The sequence below is a fragment of the Sphaerisporangium krabiense genome (genome assembly GCF_014200435.1).
In the GTDB taxonomy this organism is placed as follows: domain Bacteria; phylum Actinomycetota; class Actinomycetes; order Streptosporangiales; family Streptosporangiaceae; genus Sphaerisporangium; species Sphaerisporangium krabiense.
Window position 1 is genome coordinate 356,272 of the sequence record NZ_JACHBR010000003.1, and the last position, 18,281, is coordinate 374,552.

Annotated in this window: 20 protein-coding genes; 14 read left to right on the plus strand and 6 right to left on the minus strand. The window is 74.9% G+C overall.

What is annotated here, in order from left to right; translation table 11 throughout:
* Window positions 1–124: 124 nt before the first annotated feature.
* The 4 genes from BJ981_RS36610 to BJ981_RS36625 all read left to right on the plus strand — a co-directional run bounded on the left by BJ981_RS36610 (window position 125) and on the right by BJ981_RS36625 (window position 4,328).
* Entirely contained in the window at window positions 125–661 is a 537-nt protein-coding gene (locus tag BJ981_RS36610) for an NUDIX hydrolase family protein (RefSeq protein WP_184618081.1), read from the plus strand.
* Window positions 662–841: 180 nt separating this feature from the next.
* Window positions 842–2,041, plus strand: a complete 1,200-nt coding sequence (locus BJ981_RS36615) for an ROK family protein (protein ID WP_184618162.1) — start codon at window positions 842–844, stop codon at window positions 2,039–2,041.
* A gap of 25 nt (window positions 2,042–2,066) precedes the next feature.
* Window positions 2,067–2,930 carry an NAD-dependent protein deacetylase gene (locus BJ981_RS36620; RefSeq protein ID WP_184618082.1) on the plus strand — a complete coding sequence of 288 codons (864 nt, stop codon included), beginning with the start codon at window positions 2,067–2,069 and terminating at the stop codon, window positions 2,928–2,930.
* A gap of 72 nt (window positions 2,931–3,002) precedes the next feature.
* Window positions 3,003–4,328 (plus strand): MFS transporter, encoded by a 1,326-nt coding sequence (locus BJ981_RS36625; RefSeq protein ID WP_184618083.1) that lies wholly within the window; start codon window positions 3,003–3,005, stop codon window positions 4,326–4,328.
* Between the two features lie 16 nt (window positions 4,329–4,344).
* Here the strand turns inward: BJ981_RS36625 and BJ981_RS36630 are convergent, their stop codons facing one another.
* A complete protein-coding gene (locus tag BJ981_RS36630; protein ID WP_184618084.1) occupies window positions 4,345–5,226 on the minus strand; it encodes a universal stress protein in 882 nt (293 codons plus the stop codon).
* A 50-nt stretch (window positions 5,227–5,276) separates the two neighbouring features.
* On the opposite strand from BJ981_RS36630, the gene BJ981_RS36635 reads away from it, so the two are divergent.
* Window positions 5,277–5,903: a flavodoxin domain-containing protein gene (locus BJ981_RS36635; protein WP_221315601.1), complete on the plus strand. Its 627-nt coding sequence runs from the start codon at window positions 5,277–5,279 to the stop codon at window positions 5,901–5,903.
* Between the two features lie 71 nt (window positions 5,904–5,974).
* Here BJ981_RS36635 and BJ981_RS36640 read toward each other — a convergent pair whose 3' ends face one another.
* The gene (locus BJ981_RS36640; RefSeq protein ID WP_184618085.1) at window positions 5,975–6,991 is read right to left on the minus strand and encodes an Acg family FMN-binding oxidoreductase; all 1,017 of its coding nucleotides are present in this window, start codon (window positions 6,989–6,991) and stop codon (window positions 5,975–5,977) included.
* Window positions 6,992–7,226: 235 nt separating this feature from the next.
* Between BJ981_RS36640 and BJ981_RS36645 the strand changes: the two genes are divergently transcribed.
* The 5 genes from BJ981_RS36645 to BJ981_RS36665 all read left to right on the plus strand — a co-directional run bounded on the left by BJ981_RS36645 (window position 7,227) and on the right by BJ981_RS36665 (window position 11,521).
* Window positions 7,227–7,805 (plus strand): hypothetical protein, encoded by a 579-nt coding sequence (locus tag BJ981_RS36645; protein WP_184618086.1) that lies wholly within the window; start codon window positions 7,227–7,229, stop codon window positions 7,803–7,805.
* 212 nt (window positions 7,806–8,017) lie between these two features.
* On the plus strand, window positions 8,018–9,304 hold the full coding sequence (locus BJ981_RS36650) for an Nramp family divalent metal transporter (RefSeq protein WP_184618087.1): 1,287 nt from the start codon (window positions 8,018–8,020) through the stop codon (window positions 9,302–9,304).
* Between the two features lie 73 nt (window positions 9,305–9,377).
* A complete protein-coding gene (locus BJ981_RS36655) occupies window positions 9,378–10,526 on the plus strand; it encodes an oxalate decarboxylase family bicupin (protein WP_184618088.1) in 1,149 nt (382 codons plus the stop codon).
* A 68-nt stretch (window positions 10,527–10,594) separates the two neighbouring features.
* Window positions 10,595–11,038, plus strand: a complete 444-nt coding sequence (locus BJ981_RS36660; RefSeq protein WP_260325492.1) for a cupin domain-containing protein — start codon at window positions 10,595–10,597, stop codon at window positions 11,036–11,038.
* A 165-nt stretch (window positions 11,039–11,203) separates the two neighbouring features.
* Window positions 11,204–11,521 carry a hypothetical protein gene (locus BJ981_RS36665; RefSeq protein ID WP_184618089.1) on the plus strand — a complete coding sequence of 106 codons (318 nt, stop codon included), beginning with the start codon at window positions 11,204–11,206 and terminating at the stop codon, window positions 11,519–11,521.
* 93 nt (window positions 11,522–11,614) lie between these two features.
* On the opposite strand, the gene BJ981_RS36670 is transcribed toward BJ981_RS36665, so the two are convergent.
* Window positions 11,615–12,463, minus strand: coding sequence for a pentapeptide repeat-containing protein (locus tag BJ981_RS36670; protein ID WP_239139084.1), 849 nt, complete (start codon window positions 12,461–12,463; stop codon window positions 11,615–11,617).
* Window positions 12,464–12,787: 324 nt separating this feature from the next.
* On the opposite strand from BJ981_RS36670, the gene BJ981_RS36675 reads away from it, so the two are divergent.
* Window positions 12,788–13,327: a universal stress protein gene (locus BJ981_RS36675; RefSeq protein WP_184618091.1), complete on the plus strand. Its 540-nt coding sequence runs from the start codon at window positions 12,788–12,790 to the stop codon at window positions 13,325–13,327.
* Between the two features lie 23 nt (window positions 13,328–13,350).
* On the opposite strand, the gene BJ981_RS36680 is transcribed toward BJ981_RS36675, so the two are convergent.
* On the minus strand, window positions 13,351–13,878 hold the full coding sequence (locus BJ981_RS36680) for a GNAT family N-acetyltransferase (protein WP_184618092.1): 528 nt from the start codon (window positions 13,876–13,878) through the stop codon (window positions 13,351–13,353).
* Between the two features lie 233 nt (window positions 13,879–14,111).
* On the opposite strand from BJ981_RS36680, the gene BJ981_RS36685 reads away from it, so the two are divergent.
* The 3 genes from BJ981_RS36685 (at window position 14,112) to BJ981_RS36695 (ending at window position 16,587) form a co-directional block, all read left to right on the plus strand.
* A complete protein-coding gene (locus tag BJ981_RS36685) occupies window positions 14,112–15,407 on the plus strand; it encodes an Nramp family divalent metal transporter (protein ID WP_239139085.1) in 1,296 nt (431 codons plus the stop codon).
* Window positions 15,408–15,441: 34 nt separating this feature from the next.
* A complete protein-coding gene (locus BJ981_RS36690; RefSeq protein WP_184618093.1) occupies window positions 15,442–15,954 on the plus strand; it encodes a GNAT family N-acetyltransferase in 513 nt (170 codons plus the stop codon).
* Between the two features lie 87 nt (window positions 15,955–16,041).
* Entirely contained in the window at window positions 16,042–16,587 is a 546-nt protein-coding gene (locus tag BJ981_RS36695; protein ID WP_184618094.1) for a GNAT family N-acetyltransferase, read from the plus strand.
* Between the two features lie 47 nt (window positions 16,588–16,634).
* Here BJ981_RS36695 and BJ981_RS36700 read toward each other — a convergent pair whose 3' ends face one another.
* A complete protein-coding gene (locus BJ981_RS36700) occupies window positions 16,635–17,333 on the minus strand; it encodes a GNAT family N-acetyltransferase (protein ID WP_184618095.1) in 699 nt (232 codons plus the stop codon).
* The gene (locus BJ981_RS36705; protein ID WP_184618096.1) at window positions 17,326–18,246 is read right to left on the minus strand and encodes an NADP-dependent oxidoreductase; all 921 of its coding nucleotides are present in this window, start codon (window positions 18,244–18,246) and stop codon (window positions 17,326–17,328) included. Before BJ981_RS36705 ends, BJ981_RS36700 begins: the two co-directional genes overlap by 8 nt.
* Window positions 18,247–18,281: the final 35 nt, after the last annotated feature.

An 18,281-nucleotide genomic window follows, 5' to 3' on the forward strand; every position in this document is an offset into this window, starting at 1 on the left:
ATTCCTCGCTCGCTTTTCCGAGGGAACGCGCCGGGGGGTGCGCGGGAGCCTCCGATGGCCGTGATCGGAACCGGCCCGGAGGTCCCGCACCGATCGACCCGCCCGGGGGAAGTACCATCGGTGGGTGACCGAAACCACCGAAACCGCACCTGGCTGGCTCGCTCCCGAGGAGCTTGAGGCGGTGCGGGGCCGGATGCCGATCCTCTACGTCGACGCGGTGCCGGTGCGCGTGGACGAGACCGGGGTGGTGACCCGCGTCGGCCTGCTGCTGCGCATCGGGTCGGACGGGACGATCAGCCGCGCGCTGGTCTCCGGGCGCGTCCTGCTGCACGAGCGGGTGCGCGACGCGCTGGTGCGCCACCTGGAGAAGGACCTCGGGCCCGTGGCCCTGCCGAACATCCCCCCCTCGCCGCAGCCGTTCACCATCGCCGAGTACTTCCCCACCCCCGGCGTCACCGCCTACCACGACCCGCGCCAGCACGCGGTGTCGCTGGCCTACATCGTGCCGGTGGCGGGCGACTGCCGTCCCCGCCAGGACGCGCTGGACCTGATCTGGTTCACCCCCGAGGAGGCCGCCTCCCCGCAGGTGCAGCAGGAGATGACCGGCGGGCACGGGGTGCTGCTGAAGCAGGCGCTCGCCCACGTCGGCCGCCTTCCGTGACCCGCCGCTAGCCGGGCCGGGCGCCCGCGCGCCGTAAAGATCACGAGGGGTCCGCGGAGGGCGTACGCTTTCCTCAGGTTCGATCGAATCGCCCCACGATGACCGGCGGCGGCGCCCTTGCGCGGCGTGGCCGGCGCGTGATCCGGCTCGCGGCACCGGAAAGGAACGTACGTGGGAGGGATGGCCGGCCCCGAGCGCCGCACGGTGCGCGACCTGCGGCGCGGAAACCGGGCGGTGCTGCTGCGCAACCTGTTCTTCGCGGGCCCGGCCAGCCGCCAGGAGCTCAGCCACCTCACCGGCCTGAGCGCGGCCTCCGTCAGCAACGTCACCGGTGACCTCCTGGGCGAGAACATCGTCGTGGAGGCCGGCCTGGTCGACTCCGACGGCGGGCGGCCGCGCACGCTGCTGCGCGTCAACCGCGACTTCGGGTACGCGATCGGCGTGGACGTCGACGACACCCACGTGCGCGTCCAGCTGTTCGACCTGGACATGACCCTGCGCGGCGAGGCCGAGGCCGCCCTGCGCGCCGGGGAGCGCGACGCCGAGGTGATCGCCGGCCACGTCCTCGCGGGCGTCGACGCCGTGCTGGCCGCCTCCGGCGCCTCCCCCGACCGGGTGCTCGGCGTGGGCGTCGGCGTGCCGGGCATCGTGCAGAGCGGCCGGGACGCGCTGGTCCACGCGGAAGCCTTCGGCTGGGACGCGGTGCCGTTCGGCGCGCTGCTGCGGGCCGGCACCTCGCTGCCCCTGTACGTCGACAACGGCGCCAAGGTCATGGGGCAGGCCGAGCTGTGGTTCGGTTCGGGCCGGGGCTGCCGGCACGCGGTCGTCGTGCTGCTCGGCTCGGGCGTGGGCGCGGGCATCATCACCGGCGGGCTGACCTACCGGGGCGCCAACAGCAGCGCCGGCGAGTGGGGCCACACCAAGATCGTGGCGGGCGGGCGGGCGTGCCGCTGCGGCGGGCGCGGCTGCCTGGAGGCCTACGTCGGCGCGCAGGGCATCCTGACGCGGGCCGAGGTGTCCGCGGGGCCGGATCGCGAGCAGGAGGCGCTCGGCGAGCTGGTCCGCGCGGGCCACCCGGCCGTCCAGGAGGCGGTCGGCTATCTGGGGGCGGGGCTGGCCAACCTGGTCAACCTGTTCAACCCCGAGCGCGTCGTGATCGGCGGCTGGGTGGGGCTGCTCCTGGCCCGGCACGAGCTGGCCCGCATCAAGGGGGCCGTCGCGGAGAACTCGCTGGTCCAGCCGTACGAGGCGGTCTCGGTGGTGGCGGGCGGCCTTGGGCCGGAGGCGGTGGCGCTCGGCGCGGCCACGCTGGTCGTGGACGACTTCCTGCTCGGCACGCCGCCCGCGTCCGCCCGGCGGGTGGCGCGGCTGCCCGTCTGAGGCCGCGGCCCTCGCATCCCCGGCCATGGGGCAGCATGGAGGGGTGGTGGATGGGACGAGCGTGCTGGCGGACATGCTGGCCACCGGTGACGTGGTCGTGCTGAGCGGGGCGGGGATCTCCACGGAGTCGGGCATCCCCGACTACCGCGGGCCGAGCGGGGCGCTGGTCCGGCACACCCCCATGACGTACCAGACCTTCACCGGGGACGTCGCCGCGCGGCGGCGCTACTGGGCCCGCAGCCACATCGGGTGGCGGACCATCGCGGGGGCCGCGCCGAACGACGGCCACCGCGCGGTGGCCGCCCTGCAACGACGGGGCCTGCTGAGCGGCCTGATCACCCAGAACGTCGACGGCCTGCACCAGGCGGGCGGCGCCGGCGACGTCATCGAGCTGCACGGCAGCCTCGACCGGGTCGTCTGCCTCGGCTGCGGCGACCTGACCTCCCGCGAGGAGCTGCACGAGCGCCTGGCGCTGGCCAACCCGCGGTTCGGCGCGGAGGCGCGCGAGGTCAACCCCGACGGCGACGTCGACCTGCCCGACGCCGAGGCCGAGAGGTTCCGCACCGTCGGCTGCCGCGCCTGCGACGGCGGCGTGCTCAAGCCGGACGTGGTCTTCTTCGGCGAGACCGTGCCGCCCGGCCGGGTGAGCCGGTGCTACGCCCTGGTGGAGCGGGCCGGGCTGCTGCTGGTCCTCGGCTCCTCGCTCACGGTGATGTCCGGCCGCCGGTTCGTGCTGCGCGCCGCCAAGCTCGGCATCCCGGTCGCGATCGTCAACCAGGGCGCGACGCGCGGCGACGACTACGCGACGCTCACCGTGGACGCCCGGCTCGGCGACGTCCTGCCCGAGACGGTGCGCCTGCTCGACGCCCGCGTCCCGGGCCGTTCTTGACAGGCGGTCCCGGGGCCTGATCTTCTGGTCCGGATCTTCTCGGTGCCGACCGTCGCTCGCGAAGGGAAGCCGATGCCGGACGAGGACGCGCATCCCGAAGGGCGGTCCCCGGCGACGGGCTCGCTGCGCGGGAACCGGAACTTCCGCGTCTTCCTGGTCGCCCAGACGCTGTCCTCGCTCGGCGACTCCTTCTCCTACGTGGCGATCCCCCTGCTGGTGCTGCACACGACCGGCTCGGTGGTCCAGATGGGCGCCGTCACCGCGCTGGCGGGGGTCTCCTCGATCGTCACCGGCCTGGTCGCCGGCTACCTGGCCGACCGGATGAACCGGCGGCGACTGCTGATCGCCTGCGACGTGGCGCGGTGCCTGCTGTTCGCGCTGGTCCCGGTGGTGTGGCTGGTCTCGCCGCAGGTCTGGCTGCTGTACGCCGTCGTGCCGCTCGCCGCGGCGTTCGGGATGCAGTTCCAGGTCACGTACGTGACCTTCGTGCCCGCGCTGGTGGAGGCCGGTCAGATCACCCGCGCCAACGGGCACCTGTACGCCGCCTACTCGGTGGCGGGCGTCGCGGGGCCGACGCTCGCGGGCGTGCTGTCCGGTCTGGCGGGGCCGGCCGCGGCCATCGCGATCGACGCGGCGAGCTTCGCGATCTCCGCCGCCGGTCTGCTGCTCGTCCGCCCTCGTCCCGCGCCCGGCGGGCTCGCCCCCGCCACACCGGAGACCTCGGGCGCTCCGGAGCAGGACGCGTCCGTGCCGCCGGCGCCGCGCGGCCGGGTGCTCGTCGCGGACTTCCTGGCCGGGGCGAGGTTCCTGTGGGGGCACCCGGTGCTGCGCTCGCTGACCGTCCTGCTGTCCCTGCTCGTCTTCGTCACGTTCGGCGTGACCGACGTGATCGTCTACTACCTGAAGAACGACCTCGGCACCCCCGACAGCACCGTCGGGTACGTCCTGGCCGCCGCCACGGTCGGCTCGCTGCTCGCGGCCACCGTCGTGGCCCCCGCGCGCGGGCGCCTGGGGTTCGGCGCGTGCTGGATCGGGGCGTGGGCGCTCGCCGGGGTGACCGTGGCGCTCCTCGGGTTCTCCCCCGGCGCGCTCGCCGTCGGCGCGCTGGCGACGGCGCAGCTCTTCTGCACGGGCCTGGCGGGCATCTGCTCCATGTCGCTGCGCCAGGAGGTCACGCCCGGGCACCTGCTGGGCCGGGTCACCTCGGCGTTCTGGACGATCCACAGCGCGCTCGGCCCGCTCGGCGCCGCCCTGCTGACCGCGGCGGCGGCGCGCTACGGCGTGGCGGCCGCCTGCCTGGCCGCGGGGACGGTGTGCGCGGCCGTCGCCCTGTCGGCGCTCGCGACCCCGATCCGCCGATCGAGGCCGGAGCGCCTTCAGGGCGAGGCGACGGCCTGACCCTCCGCGAGCGCCGTCACGCGCCGTCGCGGGAGTCCCCGGCGCGGGGGCGGACGATGGCCACCGGGCAGTGGGAGTGGTGCAGCACACCGTGGCCCACCGAGCCGAGCACGGCCGAGCCGAAGCCGCCGAGGCCGCGCGAGCCGACCACGACCAGGTCCGCGTGCCGCGAGGCCTCCGCCAGCGCCGGCACCGCCGCCCCGCACACCGAGGATCCGACGGCCGTGACTCCGGGGTACTTGCGCAGCCACGGCTCCAGGGAGCGCTGGAACTCCTCGGCGTGGGTCTCGTACAGGTCCGAGACGAGGTCGGTGTAGGCGACCGCGAACGACGAGAACAGCGGGCTCTGCCAGGCGTGGACGACGCGCAGCCGCGCCGAGCGCGCCTCGGCCTGGGAGAAGGCGTAGTCCATGGCCGCCTCGGAGGCGGGCGACCCGTCGTAGCCGACGACGACCTCGCCGGTCTTGGTCTCGGCGGAGCCGCGCACGACCACCACGGGGCCGGGGAAGTGCCCGGCGACGCCGAGCCCGACCGAGCCCAGCACCAGCCCGGCGAAGCCGCCCATGCCCCTGCTGCCCAGCACGACCTCCTCGGCGTCACGCGCCTCGCGCAGCAAGGTGTCGACGACGGTGCCCGCCGCCAGGACCGTGGACACCTCGACGTCGGGCGCGGCCGCGCGGACCCGCTCGGCCGCGGCGGCCACGACGCCCTCGCAGAACTCCGACAGGGAGTCCTGGAAGCCGGGGACGTTGTGGAAGGGGGCGGCGTCGCTCCACGGCTCCCGCACGTGGACGATGCGCACGGCGGCGTTCAGGCGCGCGGCGTCGCGCGCGGCCCATTCCACCGCCGCCGTCGCGGGCGAGGAACCGTCGACTCCGACGACGATCGTTCCAGACATGATGCACAACCCTTCTTCCGCCGGACCGGCCGGACGTTATTTCCACCGTCATGCCATCACACGTCGCGCACCGCGCGCACCGGGCGGACGTCCCGGCGATCCGGGACCTCCGTCCCTGCCCGGCCGCCTCGGCGAGGAGCACGCTGGGGCCGGAGGTGATCCGCATGGCGCGGGTGCTGGTGACCTACGGGTCCACGAGAGGATCGACCGCCGAGATCGCGCGGTGGGTCGGCGAGGCGCTGCGGCGGGACGGGCACCGCGCCGACGTGGTGCCCGCGCTGGAGGCCGGGGGCAAGACGGACGTGGCCGGCTACGACGCGGTCGTCATCGGCGGCGCGCTGTACGCGGGGATCTGGCACAAGGACGCCCGCCGTTTCGCGCGCCGCAACGCGCGGGCGCTGCGCGAGCGCCCGGTGTGGCTGTTCAGCAGCGGCCCCCTGGACCGCTCGGCGGAGGAGAAGGACATCCCGCCGGTGCGGGGGGTCGCCAGGCGGATGGCCCGGCTGGGCGCGCGCGGGCACGCGACCTTCGGCGGGCGGCTGGCCGCGGACGCGCAGGGCGTCATGGCGGCGTCCCTCGCCAGGAAGATGGCCGGCGACCACCGCGACCGCGGCCACGTGGCCGCCTGGGCCGCGTCGGTGTCCGCCGCGCTGAGGGCCGGGCAGCCGTCCGGCTGAGCCGCCTCCGCCGGCTCCCCTCCCCCGTAAGGCGGGGAGGCGAGCCCGCAGGGGCGGCCTCTGTCCCGATCTCATCCGCGGGCGCGGGCAGGGGGCAGGAGACGGAAGCCCCGCGCGGGCGGGTTCTCGCGCACACCGGCCATCAGCTCGGCGGGAGGGCGGCGTGGCGCGCGCGGCACGGCGGGGCCGTAGCCGAGTCTGAGGATCATCTGGGCGTGGCCGCGCCGGTGGCCCGGGTCGCCGCGCAGCCGCATGTCGCGCAGGTCGAGCGGCTGGTTGAGGAACGACACCGAGACCCCGTGCGCGCACGCCACCAGCAGCACCCTCTGCAGGGCCTGCCCGGCGCGCAGCCAGTCGGCGGGCCGGTCTCCCCGGGTGGTGAGCACCATGAGCCGGGGGCGGGGCTCGAACCGCGCGCGGGAACCGGCGGCGTGCGCGCCGAAGTCGCGGGTCGGCGGGAGGTCGCCGGCCGGGCGCGGGCCGAGCACGCGGGCGGGCATGCCGTCGTGGTGACTCTCGCGCGTGGTCCACGTCCGCAGCTCGGCCTGGTAGGCGTGGTCGGCGGCCAGTTCGTCCTCGGCGGCGGCGACGAGGTCGAGGAGCTCGGTGGCGGCGTACCCGCCGAGCGGCACCAGGGCGGCCCCCTCCCGGGAGGCGGCGACGCGCAGGTCGGCCACCACCGCCGGGGGCAACGGCCGGTCCTCGTACGGCTCGCGGTTGGTGCGCCGCCGCCCGATGCCGGCGTACAGCTCCAGCTCGGCCGGCGTGGGCGCGGCGGCCGGGCCCGGCCGGACGACGGCGAGCAGGCGCGAGCCGCCCTCCGCGGGCAGCGGCCGCGTGAACGTCTGATATCCGGCCACGCGGACGGCCAGGCGCAGGTTGAACAGCGCGGCGCCACAGCTCACGTGCAGGGATCTGCCGCGCGGGTCGCTCCTCACCAGGCGTCGTGCCGGGTCGGCCAGCAGCTCGACGGCGCCCTCGCGCGCGACCCTGAACCGCCACGGCTGGGTGTTGTGCACCGAAGGCGCCTGACCGGCGGCGCACAGCAGCCGGCGGACGCCGAGGTCGGTGGCGGTGGGGTACGGCATGGCCACTCCTCCCGATCGAAGGGCGGCGCCGAGCGGCCCCGGCGCCTTCCCCCTCAGAGACTTCTGCCGGCGGCGGGGGCGGGGGCAGGGCCGAAAGTCCCGTTCCCGCCGGGCCGTCCGGCGCCGGAGGCGAGCACTACGGCACTGCACCGCGCGGCGGCGCAACGGTGTGATTGGAGCGCGAAGGAAAACAGGAATCGGCGGACACAGTCCCCCAGCACCGAAAGGTCCGGCCATGACGATCACCGAAGGGCGCCGTCACCAGATCAACGCCCGATACGACGCGGTTCCCCGGCCCACCGCCGAGACCGCACCCCCGCGCCGGACCCGTACCGCCCAGGCCTACGTCTGGGCCGCGGCCCGCATCGGCCTCGGATGGGTCTTCCTGTGGGCCTTCCTCGACAAGCTGTTCGGCTGGGGCTTCGCCACCCCCGCCGAGCGCGCCTGGATCAACGGCGGCAGCCCGACCACCGGGTTCCTCAAGGGGACCGCGGACAAGGCCCTCGGCGACGCCTTCGGCACCCTGGCCGGGCAGGGCTGGGTCGACTGGCTGTTCATGACGGGCCTGCTCGGCATCGGCGCCGCGCTCATCCTCGGCGCCGGCATGCGGATCGCCGCCGCCGCCGGCGGCCTGCTCCTGGTCTTCATGTGGGCGGCCGAGCTGCCGCTGGCCACCAACCCCTTCATGGACGAGCACCTCGTCTACGCCGTCGTCCTGGCCGGGCTGGCGCTGGCCGGCGCCGGCGACACCCTCGGCCTCGGCGGCTGGTGGGGCAGGACCGCCATCGTCCGCCGGTTCCCGATCCTCAAGTGAGGTCCCGGGCCGGCCCCGCAACCCGGCGGCCGCGTGGTCACCCCGATGACCACGCGGCCGCCGTTTCGCGTTTTCCGTGATCACCGCTCTTCGTTTGCCCGGACGGGAGATCACGCGCCGCGCCGCGAGGGTATTCCTCGTTCACGCCGGCGCGGCCGGCCCCGCGCAGCAGAGACCGCGATCCGTCGCGGGCGGCGATATGAGGCGAATCAGTGCTCGTCCCCAGCAGAACGACAGATCCGCGCCGTCCGGGGAAGGCGCGGGCGGCGTCCCCGCCCGGCGTGGCGCGCGCCCGGCAGGTCATCGGCCCTGCGTTCGTGGCCGCGATCGCGTACGTCGACCCCGGGAACGTCGCCACCAACCTCACCGCGGGCGCCACGTCCGGCTACCTGCTGGTGTGGGTGGTCGTGGCGGCCAGCCTCGTGGCGATGCTCGTGCAGTACCAGGCCGCGAAGCTCGGCATGGCCACCGGCAGGAGCCTGCCGCGGCTGTGCCGCGAGCGGTTCCCCGTGTGGGGCAACCGGCTGCTGTGGCTGCAGGCCGAGGTCGTGGTGCTCGCCACGGACCTGGCCGAGTTCGTGGGCGCGGCGATCGGCATGCGGCTGCTGTTCGGCATGCCGGTCGCGCTGTCGGCCGTGGTGACCGCGGCGGCGTCCCTGCTGCTGCTCGAGCTGCGCCGCCGGGGCAGGACGCGCCCGTTCGAGCTCGCGAGCGCCGCCGCGCTGCTGCTGGTGGGCGCGGGGATCGGCTACGACGTGCTGGTCACCGGGCACCAGTCGGCGGCCGGGCTCGCCGCCGGGCTGCTGCCGGTCCTGGACGGGCACGCCTCGCTGGTCCTGGCGATGGGGATCGTCGGCGCCACCGTGATGCCGCACGCCGTCTACCTGCACTCGGCGCTGGTGCAGGGGCACGACGCCGCCTCCGACGCCGCCTGGCGGCAGCCGGCGCTCATCCGCAGGGCCGTGCGGCTGGACTGCGTGCTCGCCCTCGGCGTCGCCACCGTCGTCAACACCTCCATGGTGGCGCTCGGCGCCGGGCTCGGCGCCGCGACGGGCGGGCGGTGGGCCGGGGACCTGCTGGAGGCGCACGCCGAGCTGGCCTCCCGCGTCGGCGGAGCGGCGGCCCTGGCGTTCGCCGTGGCCCTGCTGTCCTCGGGCGTCTCCTCCTCCGGGGTCGGCACGCTGGCCGGCGACGTCGTCATGCAGGGGTTCCTCGGCCGGCGGGTGCCCGTCCACGCGCGCCGGCTGGTGACGATGGCACCCGCCGTGGCCGCCCTGCTCCTCGGGGCGTCGCTGACCGGGCTGCTCATCGCCAGCCAGGTGGTCATCTCGCTGGGCGTGCCGGTGGCGCTGTTCCTGCTGGTGCTGTTCTGCCGCGACCGCTCGGTGATGGGGCCGCTGGTCAACGCCCCGCTCACCACCCGCGTCGCGGGCGCGGCAGGAGGGGTGGTCGCGCTGCTCGGCTGCGTCCTGGCGCTCACCACCGTCGTCGGACACTGACCCGCGGGCGACGACGCGGGCCCCGCTCGACGCCGCCGGCGGATCCGCCGGGGCGCGCAGGAAAGGAGACGCCATGGACCGCACCGCGTACGAGAGGGTTCCCCAGCCGCAGCGCGACGGCGAGGGAGGGACGGACACGGGGCCGAGGAACCTCGAACTCGACCGGCAGAACCCCGACCTGCTCACCCCGCCGCCGACCGACAGCGGCACCCTGCCCAACATGAAGTTCTCCTTCTCCATGGCCCACACCCGGATCGAGGAGGGCGGGTGGGCGCGCGAGGTGACGCGGCGGGAGCTGCCGGTCGCCACGACACTGGCCGGGGTGAACATGAAGCTCAACGCGGGCGCCTACCGCGAGCTGCACTGGCACAAGCAGGCGGAGTGGGCCTACGTCCTGGAGGGGAGCTGCCGGATCGGCGCGGTGGACCAGGAGGGACGCAACTTCCTCGACGACGTGCGGCGGGGGGACCTGTGGTTCTTCCCCAAGGGCGTTCCCCACCACATCCAGGCCCTGGACGAGGGCGTGGAGTTCCTGCTGGTGTTCGACGACGGCGACTTCTCGGAGAACTCGACCTTCCTGGTCAGCGACTGGTTCGCGCACACGCCGAGGAGCGTGCTGGCCAAGAACTTCGGCTGGCCGTCCGGGCGGCTCGGGAGCCTGCCGGAGAAGGAGAGGTACATCTTCCCCGGGCAGGTGCCGCCGCCGCTGGAGTCCGACCGGGTCGTGAGCCCGACCGGCGACGTGCCGCGCTCCTTCACCCACCGCATGCTCGCCCAGGAACCGCTCCGCTTCGACGGGGGCCGGGTGCGCGTCGCCGACAACGTGACCTTCGCCGCGGCCACCACGATCTGCGCGGCGCTGGTGGAGCTGGAGCCCGGCGGCCTGCGGGAGATGCACTGGCATCCCACCAATGACGAGTGGCAGTACTACATCTCCGGTTTCGGGCGTATGGGGGTGTTCGCGGCTTCGGGGATGGCCCGCACGTTCGACTTCCAGGCCGGGGACGTCGGGTACGTGCCGTTCGCCTTCGGCCACTACATCGAGAACCTGGGCGACGAGCCGCTGGTGTTCCTGGAGATGTTCCGCGATCCGTACTTCGCCGACGTCTCGGCGGCGCAGTGGCTGGCCAACACCCCGGCGCAGGTCGGCGCGGACACGCTGAACCTCCCGCGCGAGTGGATCGAGGCGCTGCCCAAGGACAAGCACAGCCTCGTGCGGTGACGGCCCTCGGCGCCGGCGATGCGCGAGGATGGTGCCCGTCCGATCACCCGGAAGACACGGCTGGAGTCATGATGGCGAGCGAGCCGCCGCAGGATCCGTTCCACCGCAGGCTGCACCACATCGTCCCGGCGGGGCTGAGCGCGGAGACCGCGCAGACCGGCGGCATGGTGCGGCGCGCGGCGATCAGCGGGGCGAGCGTCGGCTCGTCCCGGCTGTGGATGGGGCAGACGCACGTCGCGCCCTCCACCGTGTCGGCCAACCACCACCACGGCGAGTCCGAGACGGCCATCTACGTGGTCAGCGGCACGCCGTCGTTCGTCTTCCTCGACATGGAGGGGGACGAGCCGCGCGAGGTGCGCATCGACGCCAAGCCCGGGGACTACGTCTTCGTGCCGCCGTTCGTGCCGCACCGCGAGGAGAACCCCGATCCGGAGTCCGAGGCCGTGGTGGTGATCGCGCGCAGCACGCAGGAGGCCGTCGTCGTCAACCTGGACGAGCTGCGCTGGGGCTGAGGAGACCCGTTTATCGGCGGAACGGATGTCCGGAACCGGACAGCGGCGTCGCCGCCCGGGATATTGACGGCCTTCCCCGGCCGGATTACTTTCTATTAAGAAAGTTTCCTAACTGAAAACGCGCTGGTCCGCAGACGCCTTCCCGCCACCCCCCAGGAGCCACGCATGAACGCGAGAAGATTGGCCGCGACCGCATTCGCCACCGTCCTGGCGACGACCGGGCTGGTGGCCGCCACCGCCACCGGCGCCTCCGCCTCCCCCACCGGCTGCACCTACACCCTCGACCCCATCCCCGGCGAGCACGGAGCCAGCAGCTACTGCTCCGGCGGCACGGGCGAGCACCGCATCTTCGTCATGGAGAAGCACTTCCTGGCCGAGGTGGGCTACATCCCCATCGACGGACCGTGGGTGCCCGCCGGGCAGACCTCCTACACCAGGATCCCCTACCACACGATCGTCCAGATCCGGGTCGACGTGCGCTGACCTCCCGGCACCCTCTCCGGCGCATGCCGGGCCCCTGACCGTGCGGCCCGGCAGAGAAACGTGCGGCGCGGCCAGAGCAGGGCCGCGCCGCACTCATGCGGACGCCCTGCGACGGCCGGAGGGGGCGCCGTCCGCGCTCCAGTGCGCCGGGCGGGCCAGCCACGGGGACAGCCGCGTGGCCGCGTCGCCCCGGGCGGCGTCGAGCTGGGCCTGGATCAGGAAGATCGCGCCGGTCAGATCGGCGCCGCCGAGCTTCGCGCCCCGCAGGTCCGCGCCGAGCAGATCGGCCGATCTCAGGTCGGCGCCCCTGAGGTCCGCGCCGATCAGCAGGGCCCCCCGGAAGTCCGCGCCGCTCAGCCGCGCGTTCCTGAGGCCGGCGCCGGCGAGGTCCGCGCCCGCGTGGTCGGCGTTCCCGCGCCCCGCCCGTGCCAGCGCGCTCGCCGCGCGCAGCGCCGGCGCGGTCTCGCGCCGGAGCGCCGCGACGTCCAGCTCCAGCAGCTCGGCCGGGGAGCCCATGCCGAGGCGCTCGATCGCGGCCAGCCTGCCGCCGATCTCCTCGCGCAGGGGGCGGGCCGCCGGCAGGGCCAGCGCCTCGTTCAGGTACCACAGCAGCTCGTGAAGCTGCCGCATGACGGGGAACACCTCGAACATCCGCGCCCCCGTCCGCGGGTCGCCGCGCCAGTCACGGCCGCCGAAGGTCACCTGCGAGACCTTCTGCCCCGCGCCGAAGCAGTCGAACACCGCGCACCCGGCGAAACCGCGCGGGCGAAGCTCGCGGTGGATCCCGCAGCGGAAGTCCGCGCCGAGGTTCCGGCAGGGTGTTCCGGCCCGCTTGTCGACGGCGAAGTCCGCCGAGGCCGCGAACGGCAGCGCGACGCAGCACAGCGCGAAGCAGCTCGCGCAGTCCGCCCGCAGATCCGGTCTGGCCGCCCTGTCCGGCACCGCGCCCGGCCCCCTTCCGTGCTCTTCCCGCTCTCCGGGAACCGTCGTACCGCCCTCCGATCCCCCTCCCCAGAAGGCTAAGGGCCCCGCGGACCACCCCGTGACACGGCCGTGCCTGACGAAGAACACCTGAGCTTCGCCCGCGCGCTTCCCGCCGGACGCGACGGTGGGTGACGATCGAAGGCACGCGCGGCCCGCGATGGCGGGCGTACGGTGCCGGGCCGCCTCGGGACGCCTTCCCGCGCGGGCGGGCGGGGCCCCGGGCCGCGACACGGGGGACGGGCGCGGCCCCGGCGAGGGCCGCGGCGAGCGGAGAAGGCGGAGATGAGCGAAGAACGCGTCGAGCGGATCGTGGTCGGAGTGGACCATCGAGCGGAGTCACGGGGCGCGCTGGCCTGGGCGGCCGCGGAGGCGTTCCGGCGGGGGGCCGACCTGGTCGTCGTCCACGCCCTGGAGGCGCCTAGCCCCGCGCCGTACGCGCCGGTGGCCCGGCGGGCGGAGGCCGAGCGCCGGCGGGCCCGCGAACGCGCGGCGCTGGACCGGGCGGTCTCGGCCATCGAGCAGCGGTATCCGGGACTGGCCGTGGACCGCCACCTGAGCGGGGACAACCCCGTGCGGGACCTGCTGTGGCACTGCGAGGCCGCGGACCTGCTGGTGGTCGGCTCGGCCCCCGGCGGGCCCGAGACGCACCTCGGCCCGCTGCTGCTGGCCTGCCTGCGCCACGCCCACTGCCCGATCGTCGTCGTCAACGGCGGCGAGGAGTCCTGCGACCGCCCGCTCCCCCGCCCCCGCACCCCTTACGGGGACACCCCGCGCCGTCCGCGCGCCGAGATCCCGGCCACCAGAGGCCCCCGCTTCCTGTGACCGCCGCGACCGGCCCCGCGGCCCTACGCGGGGCCGTCGTCGCGGATCAGCGCGTAGACCGCCGCGTCGCGCCAGGCGCCGTCCCGGAAGTGCGTGTGACGCAGCACGCCTTCCAGGGTGAAGCCCACGCGCTCCAGCGTCTTGCGCTCGGCGAGGTTGCCGCTCTCGGTGAACGCCTCCAGCCGATGTACGCGCGTGTACCTGAACAGGTGGTCCACGAGCGCGCGCTGGGCCAGCGCGCCGATGCCCCTCCCCCGGTGCTCGGGCAGCAGCGCGGCGCCGATCTCGTACCTGGCCCCGAGGTTGTGGGCGGCCACGCCGCTCGCCTGCCAGCTCACCAGGCCCGCCACGGTCCCGTCCGCCAGCTGCACGGCGAGCGCGGTGGAGTGGGGGCTGACGTAGCCGTCCTCCTCCCAGCGACGGCGGCGGGCCCGGGGATCGGTGAACCCGGTCCACAGAAAGGAGCCGGCGGCGTCGGGATCGCGGCCGAGGCGATCGAGGAACCCGAGGTCGTCTTCGGTGAACGCGCGCAACGTCACGGTGTCCGCCACCCGGCCGATGATCGCAAACGCCTCGGACGCCGTCAAACGACCACGATCGCGGGCGCGGTTGGCGGTTAGCGAAACGTAGCGTAGTCGCCTAGTTACGGTAATGAATCGACGCAGTACAACAAAGCGTGTAAGTCACACGATGGTCGCTCCGCATCCGCGGACCCGTCCTCCGCACCGCCGCCGGCGTCCAGGCCGTGTCCTCTCGTCCGTCCACGACCCCGAAGGCAGGTGCCGTGAATCCCGTTCCGCACGCCCCGAAACCGGAGAGCGCCTCGGAGCCCGCCGCCGCGCCGTCCCCGGCGGCCTCGCCGCCCGCCCCGGGGCGGATGCGGCAGCGCGTGGTGGGGCTGATGGGCCCCGCGTTCGTGGCCGCCGTCGCGTACGTCGACCCCGGGAACTTCGCGACCAACGTCGAGGGCGGCACGCGGTTCGGGTTCCTGCTGCTGTGGGTGGTGCTGACCGCCAACGTCGTCGCGATGCTGCTCCAGTACCTGTCGGCCAAGCTCGGCATCGCCACCGGGCGCAGCCTGCCCGAGCTGTGCCGGGAACGGTATCCCCGGCCGGTCGTCTGGGGGCTGTGGCTCCAGGCGGAGATCGTGGTGATCATGACGGACCTGGCCGAGTTCATCGGCGGCGCGGTGGCGCTGAACCTGCTGTTCGGGCTGCCCATGCTGCAGGGCGGCGTCCTCATCGCGGTCGCGTCGTTCGTGGTGCTGGCCGTGCGGTCGGCGCGGCACCGCAGGTTCGAGGCGGCCATCACCGCGCTGCTGGCCGTCGTCGTGGGGGCGTTCCTGTACCAGACGCTGAGCGCGCCGGTGCCGTACGGCGAGCTGGCGGGCGGGCTGGCGCCCCGGTTCGACGGGGCCGCGAGCGTGCTGCTCGCGGCCGGGATCGTCGGCGCGACGGTCATGCCCCATGCCGTCTACCTGCACTCGGCGCTCACCCAGGAACGGTTCGCGGGCATGGGCGAGCCTCAGCGGAGCATCCTGCTGCGCGCGCAGCGGTTCGACGTCGTGCTCGCCATGGGCGTGGCCGGGCTCGTCAACATGGCGATGCTGGTGTCGGCGGCCACCCTGCTGCGCGGCACGGGCGCGGAGCCGACCCTGCACGGCGCCTTCGACCGGTTCGCCGAGGGCTCGGGGGCGCTCACCGCGCTGCTGTTCGGCGTCGCGCTGCTGGCCTCGGGCCTGGCCTCCTCCAGCGTCGGGGTGTACGCCGGGCAGATCGTGATGCAGGGCTTCCTGCGCCGCAGGATCCCGCTGTGGGCGCGGCGGCTGGTCGCGGTGGTGCCGGCCCTGGCCGTGCTGGCGTTCGGCGTCGACCCGACGCACGCGCTCGTGCTGAGCCAGGTGGTGCTGTCGTTCGGCATCCCCTTCGCGCTGGTCCCGCTGGTGCTGCTGACCCGCCGCGCGGAGGTGATGGGCCCGTGGGTGAACCGGGGGGCCACGACGCTGGCCGCCGCCTGCGCCTCCGCGGTGATCATCACGCTGAACGTCGTCCTGGTCGCCCTGGTCGGCCCCTCCTTGTGAGAAGAAGCGCGCCCTGCCGGTAAGGTCCGGATGCATGGAGATCAGGCGGCTGGGGAAGGGCGACGAGGAGCGGCTGCGCGAGATCAGGCTGAGGGCGCTCGAGGACGCCCCCTCGGCCTTCGCCTCGACGCTCGACCGCGAGCGCGCCTTCGGCCCGGAGGTATGGGCCGAGCGGGTGGCCGGGAAGGACTCGGCGGTGTTCCTCGCCGAGGACGGCGGCCGGCCGGTCGGGACGGCCACGGGCTTCGTGAGCGAGCTTCCCGGCACCGTGCACCTGGTCGGCATGTGGGTGGACCCGGCCGCCCGCGGCTCAGGCGCCGCCGACCACCTGATCGCGACGGTGCTGGAGTGGGCGCGGGAGCGCGGCGCGCGCGAGGTCGAGCTGTGGGTGACCGTCCCCAACGACCGGGCCCGCGCGCTGTACACCCGGCACGGCTTCTCCCCGACCGGCGAGCGGCAGCCGCTGCCGTCCGACCCCGCCGTCCTGGAGGACCGTTTCACGCTCGCGCTGGCCGCGCCCGAGACGGCGGACTCGGCGGAGCGGTAGCCGCGGCGCAGGCGCCGTGCGCGGGCGACCGGCGCGGGTCCGCGCGGGGTAGGTTGGCCGGGCAGGTCCCCGAGCGAGGAGGGCGCGATGCCGGCCGCCGAGATCCAGATGCTCCCTTCCGCCGCGGGCCACGACCCCGCGCTCGTGGCCGGGCTCACCGAGCTCGTCAACCAGGTGTACGCCGTGGCGGAGCGGGGCCTGTGGGCCGAGGGCGCCGCCCGGACCACGGCCGGCGAGATGGCGGAGCTGGTCGCCGCCGGCGAGATCGCCGTGGCCCGGGTGTCGGGCGAGATCGCGGGCGGGGTGCGGGTGCGGCGGCTGGAGAGCGGGGAGGGCGAGTTCGGCATGCTGGTGTCGGCGCCGGCCCACCGCGGGTCCGGCGTGGGACGCGAGCTGGTCCGCTTCGCCGAGGACCTGAGCCGCGGCCGCGGGCTCGCCGCCATGCGGCTGGAGCTGCTGGTCCCGCGCGACTGGAGGCACCCGGGCAAGGTCTTCCTGCGGGAGTGGTACACCCGCCGCGGCTACCGTCTCGCGGGCACGCGCGACGTCACCGACGGCCACCCGCACCTGGCCCCGCTGCTGGCCACCCCCTGCGACATCCACGTCTACCGCAAGCCCCTGACCACCACCTGAGCCACCGCACCGCCGCCCCGGCCGCCTGAGAGCCGGGGCGGGGAGGTTCAGGCGACGGGGACGTCGGCGGGGGTGCGGACGGTGGTGAAGGGGACGGGGCGGCGCAGCCGGAAGCCCAGGGTCTCGTACAGGCGGATCGCCGTGGTGTTGGCAGCGGCGGCGTGCAGGCACGGCGTCTCGCCACGGGCCCGGATCCCCGCGGCCACGGCCAGCACCAGCCGGGACGCCAGCCCCTTCCCCCGGTGCCCGGGGTCGGTGCACACGGCGCTGATCTCGGTCCAGCCCTTCGGGCGCAGCCGTTCGCCGGCCATCGCCACCAGCGCGCCGCCGTGCCGGATGCCGAGGTAGGTCCCCATCTCGACCGTGCGGGGCAGGAACGGGCCCGGCCTGCACCGCGCGACGAGGTCGAGCATCTCGGGCACGTCCGCCGCCCCGAGCCGTACGGCCTCGGGCTCGGGCGTGCCCGTGACGTCCTCGCCGGTCAGCTGCACGCCCGGGACCTCGGTGACGACCTCCCAGCCGTCCGGCGGCGGGAGTTCCACCCCCGCGAGCGGGACGAGCCCGCCGGGGCCGGCCAGCGCCGCCATGTCGGCCCAGTCGGCGGCCTCCGGCTGCGGCGGCAGCGCGACGAACGGGGAGACGTCCGGCGGGTAGCGCAGCGCGTTGCCGCGCCGCTCGGCGAGGCGGGCGTGCGCGCCGGTCAGCGACGACCAGGCGGGATAATCCAAGGGATGCGGATCAGTCACCGGGGACCTCGATGACGATCTTGCCTCGGGCGTGTCCCTCCTCCACCGCCCGCAGCGCCGTCGACGCCTCCGAGAGAGGATGGGTGGCGGTGACGAACGGCCGCAGCACCCCCTGCTCCACCAGCGCCGCCACCTCCTCCAGCACCTCGCGGCTCCGGGCCCGCTCCACCGGGGAGCCGCCGAGCCGCGCCACGGTCTCCCGGTCCGCGGCGGTGATCAGCTTGGACCGGTCGTCGAGCGCTTCGGCGGCCTCCTCGAGCGCGGCGCCGCCGACCAGGTCGTAGACGGCCTGGACTCCGCCGGGCGCGGCGGCCCGCACCCGTTCCGCCAGCCCCGGGCCCGGCTCGACGTAGGTGACGCCGAGGGACTCGACGAACTCCTTCTTGGCGACGCTCGCGGTGCCGACGACGGTGAGCCCGGCGTGCCGGGCGATCTGCGCGGCCGCCACGCCCACGCCCCCGCCGACGCCGGTGATCAGCAGCGTGGCGCCGGGCGGCAGCCCGAGCTGGTGCACGCCGTCGTAGGCGGTGGCCGCGGCCACGGGCAGCGTCGCGGCGTCGGCGAACGAGACGGCCTCGGGCTTGCGGCCGGTGGTCTCCGCGGGGAGCAGGGTGTACTCGGCGTAGCCCCCGGTGAGAGGGTTGCCGAAGACCGCGTCGCCGGGGGCGAACCCCTCGACGCCCTCGCCGGCCTCCACCACGACCCCGGCGACCTCAGAGCCGATCACCGCCGGGAACTCGACCGGCGCGAACGCCGCCAGGTAGCCCGCGCGCCGTTTCCAGTCGACGGGGTTGACGCCGGCGGCGCGCACGGCGACCAGCAGCTCGCCCGGCCCGGGGACCGGCCGGGGGAGGTCGGTGAGGCTCTCCGTCTCAGGTCCGCCGTACCGCGTGAAGACGTACGCCTTCGGCATGTGACTCCTCCAGAATCCATGGTTTTCCCGCAGGG